The organism is Mycobacterium asiaticum DSM 44297 (genome assembly GCF_000613245.1).
In the GTDB taxonomy this organism is placed as follows: Bacteria; Actinomycetota; Actinomycetes; order Mycobacteriales; family Mycobacteriaceae; genus Mycobacterium; species Mycobacterium asiaticum.
In genome coordinates, this window is sequence record NZ_HG964937.1 from 293,734 (window position 1) to 312,427 (window position 18,694).

At 67.6% G+C, this 18,694-nt stretch carries 14 protein-coding genes and 1 pseudogene; 11 read left to right on the forward strand and 4 right to left on the reverse strand.

Annotated elements, in window-relative coordinates; translation table 11 throughout:
* Positions 1 to 49: 49 nt before the first annotated feature.
* Both BN972_RS11910 and BN972_RS11915 read left to right on the forward strand, forming a co-directional pair.
* Positions 50 to 1,231, forward strand: a complete 1,182-nt coding sequence (locus BN972_RS11910; RefSeq protein WP_036357912.1) for an acetyl-CoA C-acetyltransferase — start codon at positions 50 to 52, stop codon at positions 1,229 to 1,231.
* A 122-nt stretch (positions 1,232 to 1,353) separates the two neighbouring features.
* Positions 1,354 to 2,292 (forward strand): tetratricopeptide repeat protein, encoded by a 939-nt coding sequence (locus BN972_RS11915; protein WP_036357915.1) that lies wholly within the window; start codon positions 1,354 to 1,356, stop codon positions 2,290 to 2,292.
* Between the two features lie 83 nt (positions 2,293 to 2,375).
* On the opposite strand, the gene glgB is transcribed toward BN972_RS11915, so the two are convergent.
* Entirely contained in the window at positions 2,376 to 4,571 is a 2,196-nt protein-coding gene (gene glgB / locus BN972_RS11920; protein WP_036357918.1) for a 1,4-alpha-glucan branching protein GlgB, read from the reverse strand.
* 6 nt (positions 4,572 to 4,577) lie between these two features.
* Positions 4,578 to 6,686, reverse strand: coding sequence for an alpha-1,4-glucan--maltose-1-phosphate maltosyltransferase (locus tag BN972_RS11925; RefSeq protein ID WP_036360701.1), 2,109 nt, complete (start codon positions 6,684 to 6,686; stop codon positions 4,578 to 4,580).
* A gap of 306 nt (positions 6,687 to 6,992) precedes the next feature.
* Here BN972_RS11925 and glgP point away from each other — a divergent pair, with 306 nt between their 5' ends.
* Complete coding sequence (glgP, locus tag BN972_RS11930; protein WP_036357920.1) at positions 6,993 to 9,587, forward strand: alpha-glucan family phosphorylase; 2,595 nt, start codon at positions 6,993 to 6,995, stop codon at positions 9,585 to 9,587.
* On the opposite strand, the gene BN972_RS11935 is transcribed toward glgP, so the two are convergent.
* Entirely contained in the window at positions 9,574 to 11,574 is a 2,001-nt protein-coding gene (locus BN972_RS11935) for an ATP-dependent DNA helicase (protein ID WP_036357923.1), read from the reverse strand. The two genes, glgP and BN972_RS11935, sit on opposite strands and share 14 nt — an antisense overlap.
* A 6-nt stretch (positions 11,575 to 11,580) precedes the next feature.
* Positions 11,581 to 12,924, reverse strand: coding sequence for a nicotinate phosphoribosyltransferase (locus BN972_RS11940; RefSeq protein ID WP_390176219.1), 1,344 nt, complete (start codon positions 12,922 to 12,924; stop codon positions 11,581 to 11,583).
* A 9-nt stretch (positions 12,925 to 12,933) separates the two neighbouring features.
* Here BN972_RS11940 and clpS point away from each other — a divergent pair, with 9 nt between their 5' ends.
* The 8 genes and pseudogenes from clpS to rdgB all read left to right on the forward strand — a co-directional run bounded on the left by clpS (position 12,934) and on the right by rdgB (position 18,693).
* The gene (gene clpS / locus BN972_RS29930) at positions 12,934 to 13,239 is read left to right on the forward strand and encodes an ATP-dependent Clp protease adapter ClpS (protein ID WP_036357929.1); all 306 of its coding nucleotides are present in this window, start codon (positions 12,934 to 12,936) and stop codon (positions 13,237 to 13,239) included.
* Positions 13,240 to 13,264: 25 nt separating this feature from the next.
* A complete protein-coding gene (gene aosR / locus BN972_RS11950) occupies positions 13,265 to 13,870 on the forward strand; it encodes an oxidative stress transcriptional regulator AosR (protein WP_036357932.1) in 606 nt (201 codons plus the stop codon).
* Positions 13,867 to 14,901, forward strand: a complete 1,035-nt coding sequence (locus tag BN972_RS11955; protein WP_036357934.1) for a P1 family peptidase — start codon at positions 13,867 to 13,869, stop codon at positions 14,899 to 14,901. The genes aosR and BN972_RS11955 overlap by 4 nt, the downstream gene beginning before the upstream one ends.
* Positions 14,902 to 14,949: 48 nt before the next feature.
* A pseudogene (locus tag BN972_RS11960) lies at positions 14,950 to 15,611 on the forward strand (rhomboid family intramembrane serine protease).
* A complete protein-coding gene (gene murI, locus BN972_RS11965) occupies positions 15,608 to 16,423 on the forward strand; it encodes a glutamate racemase (protein ID WP_036357937.1) in 816 nt (271 codons plus the stop codon). The pseudogene BN972_RS11960 and the gene murI overlap by 4 nt, the downstream one beginning before the upstream one ends.
* A gap of 22 nt (positions 16,424 to 16,445) precedes the next feature.
* The gene (locus BN972_RS11970; RefSeq protein WP_080696821.1) at positions 16,446 to 17,270 is read left to right on the forward strand and encodes a cyclic nucleotide-degrading phosphodiesterase; all 825 of its coding nucleotides are present in this window, start codon (positions 16,446 to 16,448) and stop codon (positions 17,268 to 17,270) included.
* A gap of 44 nt (positions 17,271 to 17,314) precedes the next feature.
* Positions 17,315 to 18,094 (forward strand): ribonuclease PH, encoded by a 780-nt coding sequence (rph, locus tag BN972_RS11975; protein WP_036357943.1) that lies wholly within the window; start codon positions 17,315 to 17,317, stop codon positions 18,092 to 18,094.
* Positions 18,091 to 18,693: an RdgB/HAM1 family non-canonical purine NTP pyrophosphatase gene (gene rdgB / locus BN972_RS11980; RefSeq protein ID WP_036357946.1), complete on the forward strand. Its 603-nt coding sequence runs from the start codon at positions 18,091 to 18,093 to the stop codon at positions 18,691 to 18,693. The genes rph and rdgB overlap by 4 nt, the downstream gene beginning before the upstream one ends.
* The last annotated feature ends 1 nt before the right edge of the window (position 18,694 follow it).

Genomic DNA, 18,694 nt, shown 5'->3' on the forward strand with positions numbered 1-18,694 from the left:
TTCTCCGGGTTGGCACTATCGGCCGTTCGGTGCGCGTGTAGGAGGTTTGATGACAACGTCGGTGATAGTTGCTGGAGCGCGGACTCCCATCGGGAAATTGATGGGTTCGCTCAAGGATTTCAGCGCCAGCGACCTGGGTGGGATCGCGATCAAGGCGGCACTGGAGAAGGCGAACGTGCCGGCTTCGCTCGTCGAGTACGTGATCATGGGACAGGTGCTGACGGCCGGAGCCGGGCAAATGCCGGCGCGCCAGGCCGCGGTCGCCGCCGGTATCGGTTGGGATGTGCCGGCACTCACCATCAACAAGATGTGTCTGTCCGGCATTGACGCCATCGCGCTGGCTGACCAGCTCATCCGGGCCGGTGAGTTCGATGTCGTGGTCGCAGGTGGTCAGGAGTCGATGACCAAGGCGCCGCACCTGTTGATGGACAGCCGGTCGGGCTACAAGTACGGCGACGTCACGGTGCTGGACCACATGGCTTACGACGGCCTGCACGACGTATTCACCGATCAGCCGATGGGCGCGCTCACCGAGCAGCGCAACGACGTCGACAAGTTCACCCGTCAGCAGCAGGACGAATACGCGGCCCGGTCGCATCAGAAGGCCGCCGCTGCCTGGAAGGACGGGGTTTTCGCCGACGAGGTCGTGCCGGTGGAGATTCCGCAGCGCAAGGGTGATCCTCTGCAGTTCAGCGAGGACGAGGGCATCCGCGCCAACACCACCGCCGATTCGCTGGCCGGGCTCAAGCCCGCGTTCCGCAAGGACGGCACCATCACGGCCGGCTCGGCGTCCCAGATCTCCGACGGTGCCGCCGCGGTGGTGGTGATGAAGAAGGAGAAGGCCCAGGAACTGGGGCTGACCTGGCTGGCCGAGATCGGTGCGCACGGCGTGGTGGCCGGGCCGGATTCCACACTGCAGTCCCAGCCTGCCAACGCAATCAAGAAGGCGCTCGACCGCGAGGGCATCACGGTCGATCAGCTGGACGTGGTGGAGATCAACGAAGCGTTCGCCGCGGTGGCCCTGGCCTCCACCCAGGAACTCGGCGTCGACCCCGAAAAGGTCAACGTCAATGGCGGAGCGATCGCCGTCGGGCACCCGATCGGGATGTCGGGCGCCCGGATCACGCTGCACGTGGCGCTGGAACTGGCCCGCCGCGGGTCGGGCATCGGCGTGGCCGCACTGTGTGGTGCCGGCGGACAGGGTGACGCGTTGATCCTGCGTGCTCCGTAACCAAGCAAACGTTTGCTAGCGAGGCGCGGGGAGGTGCCCGCGGCCACCGATGTGAGATTGGTCATATCCGCCGGTCAGAGGCCGCCGCGAGTGGGTGCAGGCGGCGTGACAGACTTGTCGGCGTGACACGTCCTCGGCCCTCGATCGGGCCAGCGTTGGCCGGTGCGGTCGACCTGTCCGGTCTCAAACAGCGCGCCCAGCAGAAGGCAACGGCCGGCCCGACCGGTCGTCCGTCGGCACCCTCGGCACCCGAGTCCGGTGCTCCGGGCGAAGTGCGGATCGTTCAGGTCACCGAAGCCAACTTCGAAGACGAGGTGATCAACCGCTCCGACGAGGTGCCGGTCGTCGTACTGCTGTGGTCGCCGCGCAGCGACGTCTGCGTCGACCTGCTCGAGACGCTGTCCGGTCTGGCCGCCGAGGACAACGGCACCTGGGTGCTGGCCGCCGCGAACGTAGACGCCGCGCCGGGCATCGCCCGGATCTTCGGGGTGCAAGCCGTCCCGACCGTGGTCGCTTTGGCTGCGGCACAACCGGTATCGAGTTTCCAAGGTCCGCAGCCGGCCGATCAGTTACGGAGCTGGATCGACTCTTTGCTCGATGCGACTGCCGGAAAGCTCAGAGGGCCGGCGAATTCGGGTCAAGCGCAACAAGTGGATCCAGTGCTCGCCGAGGCGCGCCAGCAACTGGAGGCCGGTGACTTCGAGGCGGCGCGTGCGTCGTACCAGACGATCCTGGACGCCGATCCCGGCAGCGTGGAAGCCAAGGCGGCCATCCGCCAGATCGATTTCCTCACGCGCGCAACCGCGCAGCGTCCGGATGCGGTCGCCGCCGCCGATGCCGCCCCTGATGACATCGAAGCCGCATTCGCGGCCGCCGACGTCCAGATCCTCAATCAGGATGTCGCCGCGGCGTTCGAGCGCCTGACGGCTTTGGTGCGCCGCACCTCCGGTGACGACCGCACCAAGGTGCGCACCCGGCTGATCGAGCTGTTCGAGCTCTTCGACCCGGCCGATCCCGAGGTGGTCGCCGGCCGGCGCAATCTCGCCAACGCGTTGTACTGATTCCCTGGCGAGCAGACGCAGAATCGCACTGAACCTACGGTTCTAGTGCGATTCTGCGTCTGCTCGCGGGGGAACGCGAACGGCTACTCGGGTTCGAGCCAGATCGCCGAGTTGGGTGGCAGCACCATGACCGCTGACGCGGGCCGTCCGTGCCACGGCTCGTCGGTGGCCTCGACACTTCCGAGGTTGCCGCGCCCGGATCCGTTGTAGATCGTCGCGTCGGTGTTCAACACTTCCCGCCACCGTCCGGCCTGCGGCAGGCCCAACCGATACCCGCTGTGCTCGGCGCCCGCGAAGTTGAACACGCAGGCCATCACCGACCCGTCGCTGCCATACCGCAGAAAGCTGAGCACGTTGTTAGCGGAGTCGTTGGCGTCGATCCAGGAATAGCCCTCGGGAGTGGTGTCCTGGCTCCACAGTGCCGGGTGGCTGGCGTAGATCCCGTTGATGTCGCGCACCAGCCGCAGGACACCGTTGGAGAACCCTTGCTCGTCGAGCTGCCACCAGTCCAGGCCGCGTTCCTCGGACCATTCGGCACGCTGACCGAATTCCTGTCCCATGAACAGCAATTGCTTGCCGGGGTGGGCCCACTGATAGGCCAGCAGGCTGCGCAGGCCGGCCGCCTTGGTGTGATTGTCGCCCGGCATCCGCCCCCACAGGGTGCCCTTGCCGTGCACCACCTCGTCGTGGCTCAGTGGCAGCACATAGTTCTCGCTGAACGCGTACAGCAGCGAAAAGGTCATCTCGTGGTGGTGATAGTTACGGTAAATCGGATCACGGCTGAGGTAGTCCAGCGTGTCGTGCATCCAACCCATGTTCCATTTCATCGAAAAGCCAAGGCCGCCAAGGTTGGTGGGGCGGGTCACGCCGGGCCAGGACGTCGATTCCTCCGCGATGGTGACGATGCCGGGCGCCACTTTGTGTGCCGTGGCATTCATCTCCTGCAGGAACTGCACGGCCTCCAGGTTCTCCCGGCCGCCGTAGATGTTGGGTGTCCAACCGCCCTCGGGGCGTGAGTAGTCCAGGTAGAGCATCGATGCGACCGCATCCACCCGCAGGCCGTCGATGTGGAATTCCTGCAGCCAGTACAACGCGTTGGCCACCAGGAAATTGCGTACCTCCGGTCGGCCGAAGTCGAAAACGTAGGTGCCCCAGTCCAGTTGCTCGCCGCGCTTGGGGTCGGAATGCTCGTAGAGCGGCGTGCCGTCGAATCGGCCCAATGCCCAGGCGTCCTTGGGGAAGTGGGCAGGCACCCAGTCGACGATCACCCCGATACCGGCCTGGTGCAGCGCGTCCACCACGGCGCGGAACTCGTCGGGTGTGCCGAAGCGGGACGAGGGCGCGTAGTACGACGTCACCTGGTAGCCCCACGATCCACCGAAGGGGTGTTCGGCGACGGGTAACAGCTCGACGTGCGTGAAGCCTTGCTCGACAACGTATTCGGTCAGCTCGCGCGCGAGCTGCAGGTAGCTGAGCCCGGGACGCCAGGAGCCGAGGTGCACCTCGAGGGTGCTCATCGGCTCGAACACCGGATTTCGGCTCGGGCGCTGCGTCATCCACTCGTCGTCGTCCCAGGTGTAATCGCTGACCGTCACGCGCGAAGCCGTCTGGGGAGGCACTTCGGTGCCGAACGCGAATGGGTCGGCACGATCGGACACCACGCCGTCGGCGCCGTGCACCCGGAACTTGTAGAGGCCATTGATCGGGAAGTCCGGCCAGAACAACTCCCACACACCCGAGGAGCCGAGCACGCGCATCGGAGCGTCGTTGCCGGTCCACCCGTTGAACTCGCCGATCAGGTTGACGCCCTTGGCGTTGGGTGCCCAGACTGCGAACGACACCCCGTTGACCACGCCGTCGGGTGTGGTGAACGAACGAGGGTGGGCGCCAAGGACGTCCCAGAGCCGTTCGTGCCGGCCTTCGGCGAACAGGTGGAGGTCCACCTCGCCCAATGTGGGCAGGAAGCGGTACGGGTCGGCGACGACGTGCGGACCGGAACCCTCGTAGGCCACCTCGAGCCGGTAGTCGACCAGGTCGACGAACGGCAGCGCGACGGCGAACAACCCGGAATCGATGTGCTGCAAGGGAAACCGGTCGTCGCCGACCAGCGCCACGACGCTGGTCGCGTGGGGACGGAATGCCCGGACGACGGTGTGATCGCCGTACTCGTGGGCGCCCAGTATGCCGTGCGGATTGTGATGTGCACCCGCGGCGAGCGTGGCGACCTCGGCAGGGTCGGGTGCCAGATGAGTACTGGTCAATTGATCGGCTTTATTCATTTTCCCTCACCTCCTGCGCAGCAGCCTGACGCGGGACTCTTCGGGTATGAGCGGCATGTTGACGATGTGGGCGACTGCCCGCCCCGGGTCGATGCGAATGTAATTGCTCTGCCCCCATTGGTATTCCTCACCGGTGATCTCGTCGCGCACCCAGAACCGCTCATAGGGCTCCCTGCCCAGCGCCTCCATGTCCAACCACAACGTCGTCTCTTCTGGCCCGAATGCGTTGATCGTCACGACCACCAGGACGCAGTCGCCGGTGGCCGGGTCGAACTTGCTGTACGCCAGCAACGCGTCGTTGTCGATGCTGTGGAAGTGAATGTTGCGCAGTTGCTGCAGTGCCGGGTGCAGCCGGCGAATTTCGTTGAGCCGAGTGATAAACGGCTCCAGTGAGCGGCCTTCGGCCAGCGCGCCCTCGAAATCGCGGGGGCGCAATTCGTACTTCTCGGAATCCAGGTACTCCTCGCTACCCTCCCGCACCGCGCGGTGTTCGAACAGCTCGTACCCGGAGTACACGCCCCAGGCCGGGCTCATGGTGGCCGCCAGCACGGCTCGGATTGCGAACATGCCCGGGCCGTGATGCTGCAGCACCTCGTGCAGGATGTCCGGAGTGTTGACGAAGAGGTTCGGTGTGCGGAAGTCGGCGAGCCGGGCGATGTCGTTGCCGAATTCGGTCAGCTCCCATTTGGCCGTGCGCCAGGTGAAGTAACTGTAGGACTGGGTGAAACCCAGCTTGGCCAGCCCGTACTGGCGAGCGGGCGGGGTGAAGGCCTCCGACAGGAACAGCACGTCGGGATGTACGGCTTTAACCTGAGCGATCAGCCAGGCCCAGAAGTTGGGCGGCTTGGTGTGCGGGTTGTCGACCCGAAAGAACTTGACGCCGTGGTCAATCCAATGCAGCACCACGCGTAGCACCTCGTCGTAGAGGCCCGCGGGGTCGTTGTCGAAGTTGAGGGGATAAATGTCTTGGTACTTCTTCGGCGGATTCTCCGCATAGGCAATGGTGCCGTCGGGCAACTCGGTGAACCAGTTGCGGTGCTCGCGAGCCCAGGGATGGTCCGGTGCGCATTGCAGCGCCAGGTCCAGTGCCACCTCCATGCCCAGCTCGCGCGCGGCGGCCACGAAGTCGTCGAAGTCGTCGATCGTGCCGAGGCTGGGGTGGACGGCGTCATGGCCGCCGTCGGCACTACCGATCGCCCACGGCGACCCGACGTCGCCGGGGGATGCGGTCGGATTGTTGTTGCGACCCTTGCGGTGCACCTCGCCGATCGGATGGATCGGTGGCAGGTACACCACGTCGAATCCCATGTCGGCTATTCGGGGCAGCGCGGCCGCGGCGGTCGCGAAGGTGCCGTGCACCGGCTTCCCGTCAGCGTCCCAGCCGCCGGTGGACCGCGGGAACATCTCGTACCACGAGCCGAACCGGGCCAGCGGCCGGTCCACCCAGACGCCGTACTGCTCGCCCCGCGTGACCAACTCGCGCAGCGGGAACTGGTCGAGCAGTTCCTCGACTTCCGGGCTCAGCGCCAGCGCGGTGCGCGTCAGCGGATCGCCCGGGGTTCGCAGCGCCGTCGCGGCTTCCAGCAGCGGGTTGCGCAGTTGACGCGGCACGCCGGTGGCGGCGCGTTCGAACAAGGCGGCCCCGACCAGCAGGTCATTCGAAAGCTCGTTTTCCCCTTGGCCCGCATCGAGCTTGGCGATCACCCCGTGGCGCCAACTGTGAATGGGGTCACCCCAGCCGTCGACCCGGAATGTCCACAGGCCCGCCCTGTCCGGGGCGAACTGACCGTGGAAGACGTAAGGTTCCAAACCCTCTGTCATCGGCAGCTGCAGCGGCTTCACGCGTTGCTCGGCATGCTGGTCGGCTTTGGCGGGATCGGACCGCCCGGTCAATTCGGACTCGGCGGGCTGCACCGCCTTGAGCTTGCGCACCTCGGCGCCCTGGGGATACCGCGTCCCCAGGAACCGCACCACCAGCGTGGCGGCCACGGCCTCGTGGCCTTCACGCCAGACCGCCGCTCGGACCGGAATTACCTCACCAACCACCGCTTTCGCGGGATACGCACCGCAGGAGACAACGGGTTGAACGTCGTCTATCTCGACACGACCGGGCACCGAATCACTCCATTCGATTCCCGGCTCCTCAGCGGTCCGCAACCGCGGGCCGCCTCGTCGCCGGGAGATTTCGATTCCCGAATTCAACGCGGTCCGCATCGTCATCGGGGTTTCCTAGGCTTCTCACCCCAACCGGCTCCGCTGGCGTCATTGGGGTGTTCGTTCGTTAGGTCGTTGTCTGCTCGCCTCCGTGCGCCCCATACCCACCCTAGTGTCCGGCTACACCGGGGGCGCCAAAAAGCCGTCTCCATAAGGGGTCGCTGTGGAACCCTGCACGCACCGAAAACCGCAGTAACGTAGAGATGCGTGAAAGCCCTTCGTCGCTTTAACGTCCGTGCCCACCTTCCCGACCGTCTCGCCGCGCTGGACCAACTGTCGACGAACCTGCGCTGGTCCTGGGAGAAACCCACGCAAGACCTCTTTGCGAGCATCGACCCGGAGCTGTGGTCCAACTGCGGCAAGGACCCGGTGGCGGTGCTCGGCGCGGTCAAACCCGCGCGCCTCGATGAGCTGGCGATGGACGAAGACTTCCTGCGGCGCCTCGACGAACTCGCGGCCGATCTGAATAACTATCTGAGCCGCCCGCTGTGGTACCAGCAGCAGGCGGCCGCGGGCGTGGCGATGCCCACCGGGATTGCGTACTTCTCGATGGAGTTCGGGGTTGCCGAGGTGTTGCCCAACTACTCCGGCGGACTGGGAATCCTGGCCGGGGACCATCTGAAGTCCGCGTCCGATCTCGGGCTGCCGCTGATCGCCGTGGGTCTGTACTACCGCTCGGGTTATTTCCGTCAGTCGCTGACTGCCGACGGCTGGCAGCAGGAGACCTACCCCTCGCTGGACCCGCAGGGCCTGCCGCTGCGCCTGCTCACCGACGGCGTCGGCGACCCGGTGCTGGTCGAGCTCGCGCTGCCGGATTCCGCGCGGCTGCGGGCGCGCATCTGGGTCGCGCAGGTGGGCCGGGTGCCGCTGCTGCTGCTGGATTCCGATGTCCCGGAAAACGAACACGAGCTACGCAGCGTCACCGATCGCCTCTACGGCGGAGACCAGGAACACCGCATCAAGCAGGAGATCCTGGCCGGCATCGGTGGGGTGCGCGCAATCCGGGCGTTCACCGCCATCGAAGGGCGCCCGGCGCCCGAGGTGTTCCACATGAACGAGGGGCACGCGGGCTTCCTCGGCGCCGAACGCATCCGCGAACTGGTAACCGATGCCGGGCTGGATTACGACACCGCGTTGACGGTGGTGCGGTCCAGCACGGTGTTCACCACCCACACGCCGGTTCCCGCGGGCATCGACCGATTCCCGGTGGATCTGGTGCAGCGCTATTTCGACGACGAGGGCCCCAGCGTGGCCACCCTGTTGCCGGGTGTCCCCACGGAACGGATTCTGGCCTTGGGCGCGGAGGACGACCCGACCAAATTCAACATGGCGCACATGGGCCTGCGGCTGGCGCAGCGGGCCAACGGCGTCTCGCTGCTGCACGGGCGGGTGAGCCGGGTGATGTTCAACGAGTTGTGGCCGGGCTTCGACCCCGGCGAGGTGCCGATCGGCTCGATCACCAACGGTGTGCACGCCCGGACCTGGGCGGCGCCGCAGTGGCTGCAGCTCGGGCGCGAGCTGGCGGGGTCCGACTCGTTCAGCGAGCCGGCCGTGTGGCTGCGTCTGCAGCAGGTCGATCCGGGACATCTGTGGTGGATTCGCTCGCAGCTGCGGGCACTGCTGGTCGAGGACGTGCGTGCCCGGCTGCGTCAGTCCTGGCTGGAGCGGGGCGCTTCAGAAGCCGAATTGGGTTGGATCAAAACGGCGTTCGATCCCAACGTGTTGACCATCGGGTTCGCCAGACGGGTGCCGACCTACAAGCGCCTGACCCTGATGTTGCGCGACCCGGAGCGGCTGGAACGGTTGCTGCTGCATCCGGAACGGCCGATTCAGCTGATCGTGGCCGGAAAGTCGCACCCGGCCGACGACGGTGGAAAGGCGTTGATCCAGCAGGTCGTGCGATTCGCTGATCGGCCGGTGGTGCGCAACCGCATCGCCTTCCTGCCCGACTACGACATGTCGATGGCCCGGTTGCTGTATTGGGGTTGCGACGTCTGGCTGAACAACCCGCTGCGCCCGTTGGAAGCCTGCGGCACGTCGGGAATGAAGAGTGCGCTCAACGGCGGGCTGAATCTGTCTATCCGCGACGGTTGGTGGGACGAGTGGTACGACGGCGAGAACGGTTGGGAGATTCCTTCGGCCGACGGCGTCGCCGACGACCACCGGCGCGACGACCTGGAGGCCAACGGGTTGTACAACCTGCTGGAGCAGGCGGTGGCGCCGAAGTTCTACGAGCGCGACGAGCAGGGTGTGCCGCCGCGTTGGATCGAGATGGTGCGGCACACGCTGCAGACGCTGGGCCCGAAGGTGCTGGCCTCCCGGATGGTCACCGACTACGTCGAGCGCTACTACCTGCCGGCGGCCGAGTCGCTGCGCAAGACGGTCGGGGCGCCCCCAGGCGGGCACGAGTTCGACGCGGCCCGCGAACTGGCGGCCTACCGCCGTCGCGCGCAAGAGGCGTGGCCCAAGATCGACATCACCGACGTGGATAGCACCGGGTTGCCCGACACCCCGCTGCTGGGGTCGAAGCTGACGCTGACCGCGACCGTGCAACTGGCCGGACTGGCGCCCGACGAGGTGGCGGTGCAGGCGGTGCTGGGCCGGGTCGATGCCGGCGACGAGTTGCTGGATCCGATCACTGTGGAGATGTCCTACGCGGGCAGTGCCGAAGGCGGCAATCAGGTCTTCTCGGCGACGACGCCGCTGCCGTTGGCCGGAGCGCTCGGCTACACCGTGCGGGTGCTGCCCCGGCACCCGATGTTGGCCGGCAGCGGCGAACTCGGGCTGGTCACGCTGGCCTAGCTGGCTCCGGACCCCCCGCGTCTGCTCGCGCCAACCGGGTGAGCGCCGCGCGGACCTGTTCTGCGTTGGTCGTGGGCCAGAACGGCGGCAGGGACGCTCGCAGGTATGCGCCGTACCGGGCGGTCGCCATTCGTGAGTCGAGCACCGCGACCACGCCCCGGTCGGTGACGCGACGCAACAACCGTCCCGACCCCTGCGCCAGTAGCAGCGCCGCATGGCTGGCCGCGACCGCCATGAACCCGTTGCCGCCGCGGGCCGCCACCGCCCGCTGGCGGGCGCTGAGCAGCGGGTCGTCGGGCCGGGGGAACGGGATCCGGTCGATCAGCACCAGAGACAGCGACGGCCCCGGAACGTCGACGCCCTGCCACAACGACAGCGTGCCGAACAGCGACGTCGCCGGGTCCTCGGAGAATTGCGCGACCAAGGCTGACGTGCTGTCGTCACCTTGACACAGCACCGGGGTGGACAACCGTTCGCGCATGGCCTCGGCGGCTGCGCGGGCCGCCCGCATCGACGAGAACAGACCCAGGGTGCGGCCGCCGGCCGCGGTGACGAGTTCGGCGATTTCGGTCAGCTGTTCGGAAGAGCCCACGCCGTCGCGGCCGGGCGGTGGCAGGTGGGCGGCCACGTAGAGGATTCCGGACTTGGCGTGCTGGAACGGCGAACCCACGTCCAGCCCCCGCCATTGCTGCGCGTCGCCGCTCAATCCCCACGCCTCGGCCATCGCGTCGAACGTCCCACCGACCGTCAGCGTCGCCGAGGTCAGCACGGTCGTCGACCGGGCGAAGACGTGACTGGCCAAGAGAGCGGCCACCGTCAACGGGGCGACCCGCAGCACCGCGCGCGGTGAGCCGCGGTTGTCCTCGTGGTCCAGCCAGACGATGTCGGTGCGGTCCGGGATGGCCGGTCCGAACGAATCGAGGATTCGCGCGGCGGTATCCGAGATCTCGATCAGTGCCGCGGCCGCCTCGGCGCGCGCTGCGGCCGCCCGGGCGTCGCCGGTGCTCTCGATCGCCGAGCGGGCGGCACTGGCCGCGTCACGCAGCGCGGTCAAATAGGTCGCCAGCTCGTCATCGAGATAGTCGATGCGGCCGGGCTGCGCATCGTGGATCGCCGAGGAGAAGGTTGCCGAGGCGGCTTCCAGCCGCTCGACCAGCTCTGGGTTCACCAACCGGGCTATTCGGCGGGCCGCGACCCCCAAGGTCGCCGACGTCAGTTCCGCGGTGGCCACCGAAGTGACCCGCTCGGTCAGTTCGTGCGCTTCGTCCACGACCAGGAACTCGTGTTCGGGCAAAACCGTGGAATCGGACACGGCGTCGATCGCGAGCAGCGCATGATTGGTGACGACCACATCGGCGGCACCGGCCCGCGCGCGTGCACGCTCCGAAAAGCATTCGGCGCCAAAGGAACAGCGGGCGACACCGATGCATTCTCGCGCCGAAACACTCACCTGCGACCAGGATCGGTCTGGCACACCGGGCTTGAGGTCGTCGCGGTCACCGGACTCGGTGCTCGAGGCCCATTCGGTGAGGCGTTGCACGTCGCGGCCTAACGCGCTCACCGCCACCGGGTTGAACAGCTCCTCCTGGGGCCGGTCGTCGGCATCTTCGGCTCCACCACCGTTGTGAATCTTGTTCAAACACAGATAGTTTCGTCGCCCCTTGAGTAACGCGAAGGTCGGTCGCCGGGGCAGCACGTCGGCCAGCGAGTCGGCCAACCGGGGCAGATCCCGGTCGACGAGTTGACGCTGCAGCGCGATCGTGGCCGTCGACACCACCACGGGGGTGTCGTCGCTGACCGCCCGGACGATCGAGGGGATCAAATAGGCCAGGGACTTGCCGGTGCCGGTGCCGGCCTGCACCACGAGGTGCTCACCCGTTTCGAAGGCCTGAGCGACCGCGGCCGCCATCTCCACCTGGCCTTGCCGCTCACTGCCGCCCAGCGCGGCCACCGCGACTGCCAGCAGATCGGGTACTGAAGCGCTCACGGGCGGTCAGGCCGGGACGACTTGGGTCGGGATCGCGGGATCGCCGGGCGACAGTCGAAGCCCTTCCCAAGGCAGGCTGCGCAACCCCGACGCCACCAGTTCCCGCGCCGCGTTCAGGTCCGCGTCGGCGACCGCCCGTCCGCCCTGGACCAAGGGCGTGGTCAACACCCGGTGCGCGTCGATGCCCGCCGGTGGGCGCCCGGCGGGATGTACCACTTCCTCGGTGACGATCCCGGAGGGCCGCGCCAGCCGCATCGCGGCTTTGCGCCCGCCGCGCGACTCCTTCTGACTGCTGCGCTTCTGCACCGGAATGCCGTCCACCTCAACCAACTTGTAAACCATGCTCGCCGTCGGCGCACCCGATCCGGTGACCAGTGCGGTGCCCACCCCGTAACTGTCCACCGGCGCGGCCTGCAGGCCTGCGATCGACATCTCGTCGAGATCGCTCGACACCACGATGCGGGTTCCGGTCGCACCGAGCTCGTCGAGTTGGGCGCGGACCTGGCGCGTCATCTCCACCAGGTCACCGGAGTCGATCCGCACCGCCCCGAGCTCCGGCCCCGCGGCGGCTACGGCGTTGGCCACGCCCTCGGTGATGTCGTAGGTGTCGACGAGCAGCGTGGTGCCGGTTCCCAGCGCCGCGACCTGGCCCCGGAACGCGGCCAGTTCATCGGGCCCCGCTTCGGTGGTGTGCACCATGGTGAAGGCGTGCGCGGCCGTGCCGACCGCGGGAATGCCGTATCGTCGCTGCGCTTCGAGGTTGGACGTGCCCGCGAAGCCGGCCACGTAGGCGGCCCGCGCCGCGGCCACCGCGGCCTGCTCGTGCGTGCGACGGGACCCCATGTCGATCAGCTCGCGGCCCTCGGCCGCGTACACCATGCGGGCCGCGGCCGACGCGATGGCCGCGTCGTGGTTGAAGATGGACAGCACCAGGGTTTCCAGCAACACGCATTCGGCGAAGGTGCCATGCACCGAGAGCACGGGCGAATAGGGGAAAAACAGCTCGCCCTCGGCGTAGCCGTCGATGTCGCCGCGGAAGCGAAAGTCCCGTAGATAATCGACGGTCTCGGTGTCGAGGAACTCGGCGAGCAGACCGCACGCGACATCGTCAAACCTGAACTGTGGCAACGTTTCCAGCAATCGGCCGGTTCCGGCGACCACCCCGTAGCGCCGGCCCGGCGGGAGCCGGCGGGCGAACATCTCCCAACTGGTCTGCCGATGCGCGGTGCCGTCCCGCAGCGCCGCCGCCAACATCGTCAACTCGTATTTGTCGGTCAGCAGGCCTGCCAAGACCGGGGCATTCACATTGCCACGGTATCGGCTGGCCGCAACGCAGTCCTGGCTCGGTATCCTTGGCCCATGGTTGTAGCGATAGCGCCGGCCAAGCCAGGCAGTACCGGACAACGCGAATCCGCGCCGGTCGAGGCTACGACGAGTCCATGGGTCACCATCGTCTGGGACGACCCGGTCAACCTGATGACGTATGTGACTTATGTGTTCCAGAAGTTGTTCGGTTACAGCGAACCGCACGCGACGAAGCTGATGCTGCAGGTGCACAACGAAGGAAAGGCCGTGGTGTCCTCGGGCAGCAGAGAGTCCATGGAAGCAGACGTGTCCAAGCTGCATGCCGCCGGTTTGTGGGCGACGATGCAGCAGGACAGCTGAGATATCCAGGTAGTCGGAAGCCATCGTGCGGAAATGGAAGCGCGTCGAAACCCGTAACGGCCCCAGATTCCGGTCCTCGCTGGCACCGCACGAGTCGGCCCTGTTGAAGAATCTGGTCGGAGCGATGGTCGGGTTGCTCGACGAGCGGCAAGCCACCTCGCCGTCGGACGAACTCGAGGAGATCACCGGCATCAAGACCGGTCATTCGGATCGACCGGCTGATCCGACGCTCGGGCGGCTGCTGCCGGATTTCTACCGACGCGACGATTCGCAGCCGACCAACTCGTCGGACCCGATGTCACTGCAGGAGTCCGAGGCGCTGAACGCCGCGCTACGCAGCCTGCATGAGCCGGAGATCATCGATGCCAAACGCGTTGCCGCGCAACGGTTGCTCGACACCGTCCCGGCCAACGGCGGCAGGTTCGAGCTGACAGAAGAGAGCGCCAACGCCTGGATCTCGGCCGTCAACGACCTCCGCCTGACGTTGGGCGTGATGCTCGACATCGGCCCGCAGGGGCCGGAACGCCTGCCGGCCGACCACCCGCTGGCCGCGCACTTCGATGTGTACCAGTGGTTGACCGTGTTGCAGGAATACCTGGTGCTGGTGCTGATGGGGAAGCCGGCGGGATGAACGGAATCACCGACGTCGGCGGGATCCGCGTCGGACACCACCACAAGCTGGACGCGGATGCGTCGCTCGGCAGCGGCTGGGCGTGTGGCGTCACGGTCATCCTGCCGCCGCCGGGAACCGTGGGCGCGGTCGACTGCCGCGGCGGTGCACCGGGAACCCGGGAAACTGATCTGCTCGACCCGGTCAACAGCGTGCGCTACGTGGACGCCGTGCTGCTGGCCGGTGGCAGCGCCTTCGGACTGGCCGCCGCCGACGGCATCATGCGCTGGCTGGAGGAGAGGCAGCGCGGCGTCGCGATGAGCGGCGGAGTCGTGCCGATCGTGCCGGGCGCCGTGATCTTCGACCTGCCGGTAGGCGGCTGGGATTGCCGGCCCACCGCCGAGTTTGGCTTTGCGGCATGCGAGGCGGCCGGCACGGACGTGGCAGTCGGCACGGTCGGTGCCGGGGTCGGGGCACGTGCCGGGGTGCTCAAAGGCGGTGTCGGGACGGCGTCGGTCACCCTGGCATCCGGCGTTACGGTGGGCGCGCTGGTGATCGTGAACGCCGCCGGTGACGCGGTGGACCCAAAGACCGGGCTGCCCTGGATGGCCGAGTTGATCACTGAGTTCGAGCTGACGCCGCCGCCGCCCGAACAGATCGCGGAGCTGGCGCAATTGCCGTCACCGCTGAGCTCGCTGAACACCACCATCGCCGTGGTGGCCACCGACGCCGCGCTGAGCCCGGCAGCGTGCCGGCGGGTCGCGATCGCCGCGCACGACGGGCTGGCCCGCACGCTGCGTCCTGCGCACACCCCGCTGGACGGCGACACCGTGTTCGCCCTGGCAACCGGGGCGGTGGAGGTGCCGCCGGCAGCGGACACACCCGCGGCGATGTCGCCGGAAACCGGACTGCTCACCGCGGTGGGAGCGGCCGCCGCCGATTGCCTGGCCCGCGCCGTGCTCGGCGGGGTCGTCGCCGCGGAGTCGGTGGCCGGCGTACCCGCCTACCGGGACGTGCTGCCCGGCGCGTTCGCCAATACGGGTGATGGTTAACCAGGCCGGTAGCCTGGATAATGCCGAAAACGCTCTGGAAGGGCAGCCATGGGCAGGAAAGATCGCACCCCGGCGACGGAGACGAAGAAGCCGCGCTGGGCGGTGGGGCGACCACCATCATCACCTTCGTCGCGCTGCTCTATGTCGTCGAGCTGATCGATCAGCTCAGCGGTGACCGGCTCGACCGCAACGGCATCCGACCGCTGACCACCGACGGACTGTGGGGAATCGTCTTTGCCCCGCTGTTGCACGCGAACTGGCAGCACCTGATCGCCAACACCGTCCCCATGCTGGTGCTCGGTTTCCTCATGACGCTGGCCGGTCTGTCCCGGTTCGTCTGGGCAACGGCGATCGTCTGGATCCTGGGCGGCTTCGGCACCTGGCTGATCGGCAACGTCGGTAGCAGCTGTGGGCCTACCGACCACATCGGGGCGTCCGGCCTGATCTTCGGCTGGCTGTCATTCCTGCTGGTGTTCGGGATTTTCGTGCGCCGCGTGTGGGACATCATCATCGGGCTGGCGGTGCTGTTCGTCTACGGCGGCGTACTGCTGGGCGCCCTGCCGCGGCTGGGCATGTGCGGCGGCGTGTCGTGGCAGGGCCACCTCTGTGGTGCGCTGGCCGGTGTGGTGGCCGCCTATCTGCTCTCCGCCCCCGAGCGCAAGGCGCGCGAGCTGAAGAGGGCGGGCAAGCCGTTGCCGCGCAGAGCATGAGTTCGCCGCTTTCGCCCGTCGGGATCTTCGACTCCGGCGTCGGCGGGTTGACCGTCGCGCGGGCCATCATCGACCAGCTGCCCGACGAGGACATCATCTATGTCGGCGACACCGGCAACGGCCCGTACGGGCCGCTGCCCATCCCGGAGATCCGTGCCCACGCGCTGGCCATCGGTGACGACTTGGTCAACAGGGGAGTCAAGGCGTTGGTAATCGCCTGCAACTCGGCGTCGGCCGCCTGCCTGCGGGACGCACGTGAACGCTACGACGTGCCCGTCGTGGAAGTGATCCTGCCCGCGGTGCGCCGCGCGGTGGCCGCCACCCGCAACGGTCGCATTGGAGTGATCGGTACCCGCGCCACGATCACTTCGCACGCCTACCAGGACGCCTTTGCCGCCGCCCGCGACACCGAGATCACGGCGGTGGCATGCCCACGGTTCGTCGACTTTGTCGAGCGTGGTGTCACCAGCGGTCGGCAGGTGCTCGGCTTGGCCGAGGGCTACCTGGAGCCGTTGCAGCGCGCCGAGGTCGACACCCTGGTGCTGGGCTGCACGCACTATCCGTTGTTGTCCGGTCTCATTCAGCTGGTGATGGGGGAGGACGTCACGCTGGTCTCCAGCGCCGAAGAAACCGCTAAGCAAGTGCTGCGGGTACTCACCGAGTTGGATCTGCTGCGCCCCCATGGTGGACCCCCCGCCGCGCGGGTGTTCGAAGCCACCGGCGACCCCGAGGCGTTCACCAAACTCGCGACTCGATTCCTCGGGCCCGCCGTCATCGGCGTTGAACCCGCCCGCGCCACGCACGTTCATTAGATATGCCGATGTTTATGACGGAATGCGGCGATGTTTTCCCCATCGTGGTATTTCGCATGGCACAGTGGTCTCCGTGCGCATAACCGTGCTCGGATGCTCCGGGAGCGTCGTGGGTCCGGATTCGCCCGCGTCGGGATATCTCCTTCGGGCTCCGGGGACGCCGCCCCTCGTCATCGATTTCGGCGGGGGTGTGTTGGGGGCGTTGCAACGGCACGCCGATCCGAGTTCGGTGCACGTGTTGTTGTCGCACCTGCACGCCGACCACTGCCTCGATGTCCCCGGGCTGTTCGTCTGGCGCCGTTACCACCCAACCGCGCGTCCGTCCGGAAAGGCGCTGCTGTACGGCCCGAGCGACACCTGGTCGCGGCTGGGCGCGGCGTCGTCGCCGTATGGCGGCGAGATCGACGATTGCTCGGACATCTTCGACGTGCGGCACTGGGTTGACGGTGAGCCGGTGACGTTCGGCGAGATCACGGTGCTGCCCCGGGTGGTTGCGCATCCGACCGAGTCGTTCGGGATGCGATTCACCGATCCCACCGGAGCGACGCTGGTCTACAGCGGCGATACCGGCGAGTGCGACCAGCTCATCGAACTGGCTCGCGGCGCCGACGTCTTCTTGTGCGAGGCGTCCTGGCCGCACTCACCGAAGCATCCGCCGGCGCTGCACCTGTCCGGCACCGAGGCCGGCCGCGCCGCGGCGCGGGCCGGTGTCCGCGAGTTGCTGCTCACCCATATTCCGCCTTGGACGTCGCGTGAGGATGTGATCAGCGAGGCCAAGGCGGAGTTCGACGGCCCGGTGCATGCGGTGGTGCCCGACGAGACGTTCGAAGTCCGCCGCGCCAGTTAGCGGTGTAGATCTGCCGGCTTTGGCCGCGAGTTAGGGTTGTCGGCGTGTCGAAACGAGAAGACGGCCGCCGCGACGACGAGCTTCGCCAGGTGGTCATCACGCGGGGGTTCACCGAAAACCCAGCGGGTTCGGTGCTGATCGAATTCGGTCGCACCAAGGTGTTGTGCACCGCGAGTGTCACCGAGGGCGTGCCGCGCTGGCGGAAGGGTTCGGGTCTGGGCTGGCTGACCGCGGAGTACGCGATGCTGCCCTCGGCTACCCACACTCGTTCCGACCGCGAATCGGTGAAGGGCCGGCCCAGCGGCCGCACCCAGGAGATCAGTCGTCTGGTCGGCCGATCGCTGCGCGCGTGCATCGACCTTGCCGCACTGGGCGAGAACACCATTGCCGTCGACTGCGACGTGCTGCAGGCCGACGGCGGCACCCGCACCGCCGCGATCACCGGTGCCTACGTGGCGCTGGCCGACGCGGTCACTTACCTGGCCGCCGCCGGCAAATTGTCCGACCCCCGGCCGTTGTCGTGTGCCATCGCAGCCATCAGCGTGGGCGTCGTCGACGGCCGGATCCGCGCGGACCTGCCTTACGAAGAGGACTCGCGCGCCGAAGTCGACATGAATGTGGTCGCCACCGACACCGGCACACTGGTGGAGGTGCAGGGCACCGGCGAGGGCGCGACGTTCCCCCGCTCGACGTTGGACAAGCTGCTCGACGTGGCGCTCAAGGCCTGCGACGAGCTGTTCGCCGCCCAGCGTGAAGCCTTGGCGTTGCCGTACCCGGGCGAGCTGCCGGACGGGCCCCCGCAACCGAAGGCGTTCGGAAGCTGACTCGGGTATTGGTCGCCAGCCGCAACCGCAAGAAGCTGGCCGAACTTCAGCGCGTCCTGGATGGCGCAGGTCTGTCGGGGGTGACGCTGGTGTCCCTGGACGACGTGCCGGAATTCGCCGAGGCACCCGAGACGGGCGCGACGTTTGAGGAGAACGCGCTGGCCAAGGCGCGCGACGCGTTCACCGCCACCGGCCTGCCGAGCATCGCCGACGACTCGGGATTGACAGTCGCCGCGCTTAACGGGATGCCCGGGGTGTTGTCGGCGCGGTGGTCGGGACGGCACGGGGACGATGCTGCCAATACCGAGCTGCTGTTGGCACAGTTGTCTGACGTGCCCGACGGGCGGCGCGGCGCGGCGTTCGTGTCGGCCTGTGCGCTGGTCTCCGAAGCGGACCAGGTGGTGGTTCGTGGGGAGTGGCGCGGCTCGATCGCGCGTGCGCCGCGCGGCGACGGCGGCTTCGGTTACGACCCGGTCTTTGTTCCCAACGGCGAGCAGCGGACCGCAGCCGAGCTGACCCCGGCCGAAAAGGACGCGGTGTCGCACCGCGGACGCGCGCTGGCGCTGTTGTTGCCCGCGCTGCGCGCGCTGGCGCACTGAT

Bases quoted from the DNA above. Each gene is read 5' to 3' on its own strand.
- BN972_RS11910 (WP_036357912.1), top strand. From the start codon at position 50: ATGACAACGTCGGTGATAGTTGCTGGAGCGCGGACTCCCATCGGGAAA.
- glgB (WP_036357918.1), bottom strand. From the start codon at position 4,571: ATGAATAAAGCCGATCAATTGACCAGTACTCATCTGGCACCCGACCCT.
- clpS (WP_036357929.1), top strand. From the start codon at position 12,934: ATGGTTGTAGCGATAGCGCCGGCCAAGCCAGGCAGTACCGGACAACGC.
- BN972_RS11955 (WP_036357934.1), top strand. From the start codon at position 13,867: ATGAACGGAATCACCGACGTCGGCGGGATCCGCGTCGGACACCACCAC.
- murI (WP_036357937.1), top strand. From the start codon at position 15,608: ATGAGTTCGCCGCTTTCGCCCGTCGGGATCTTCGACTCCGGCGTCGGC.
- BN972_RS11970 (WP_080696821.1), top strand. From the start codon at position 16,446: ATGCGGCGATGTTTTCCCCATCGTGGTATTTCGCATGGCACAGTGGTC.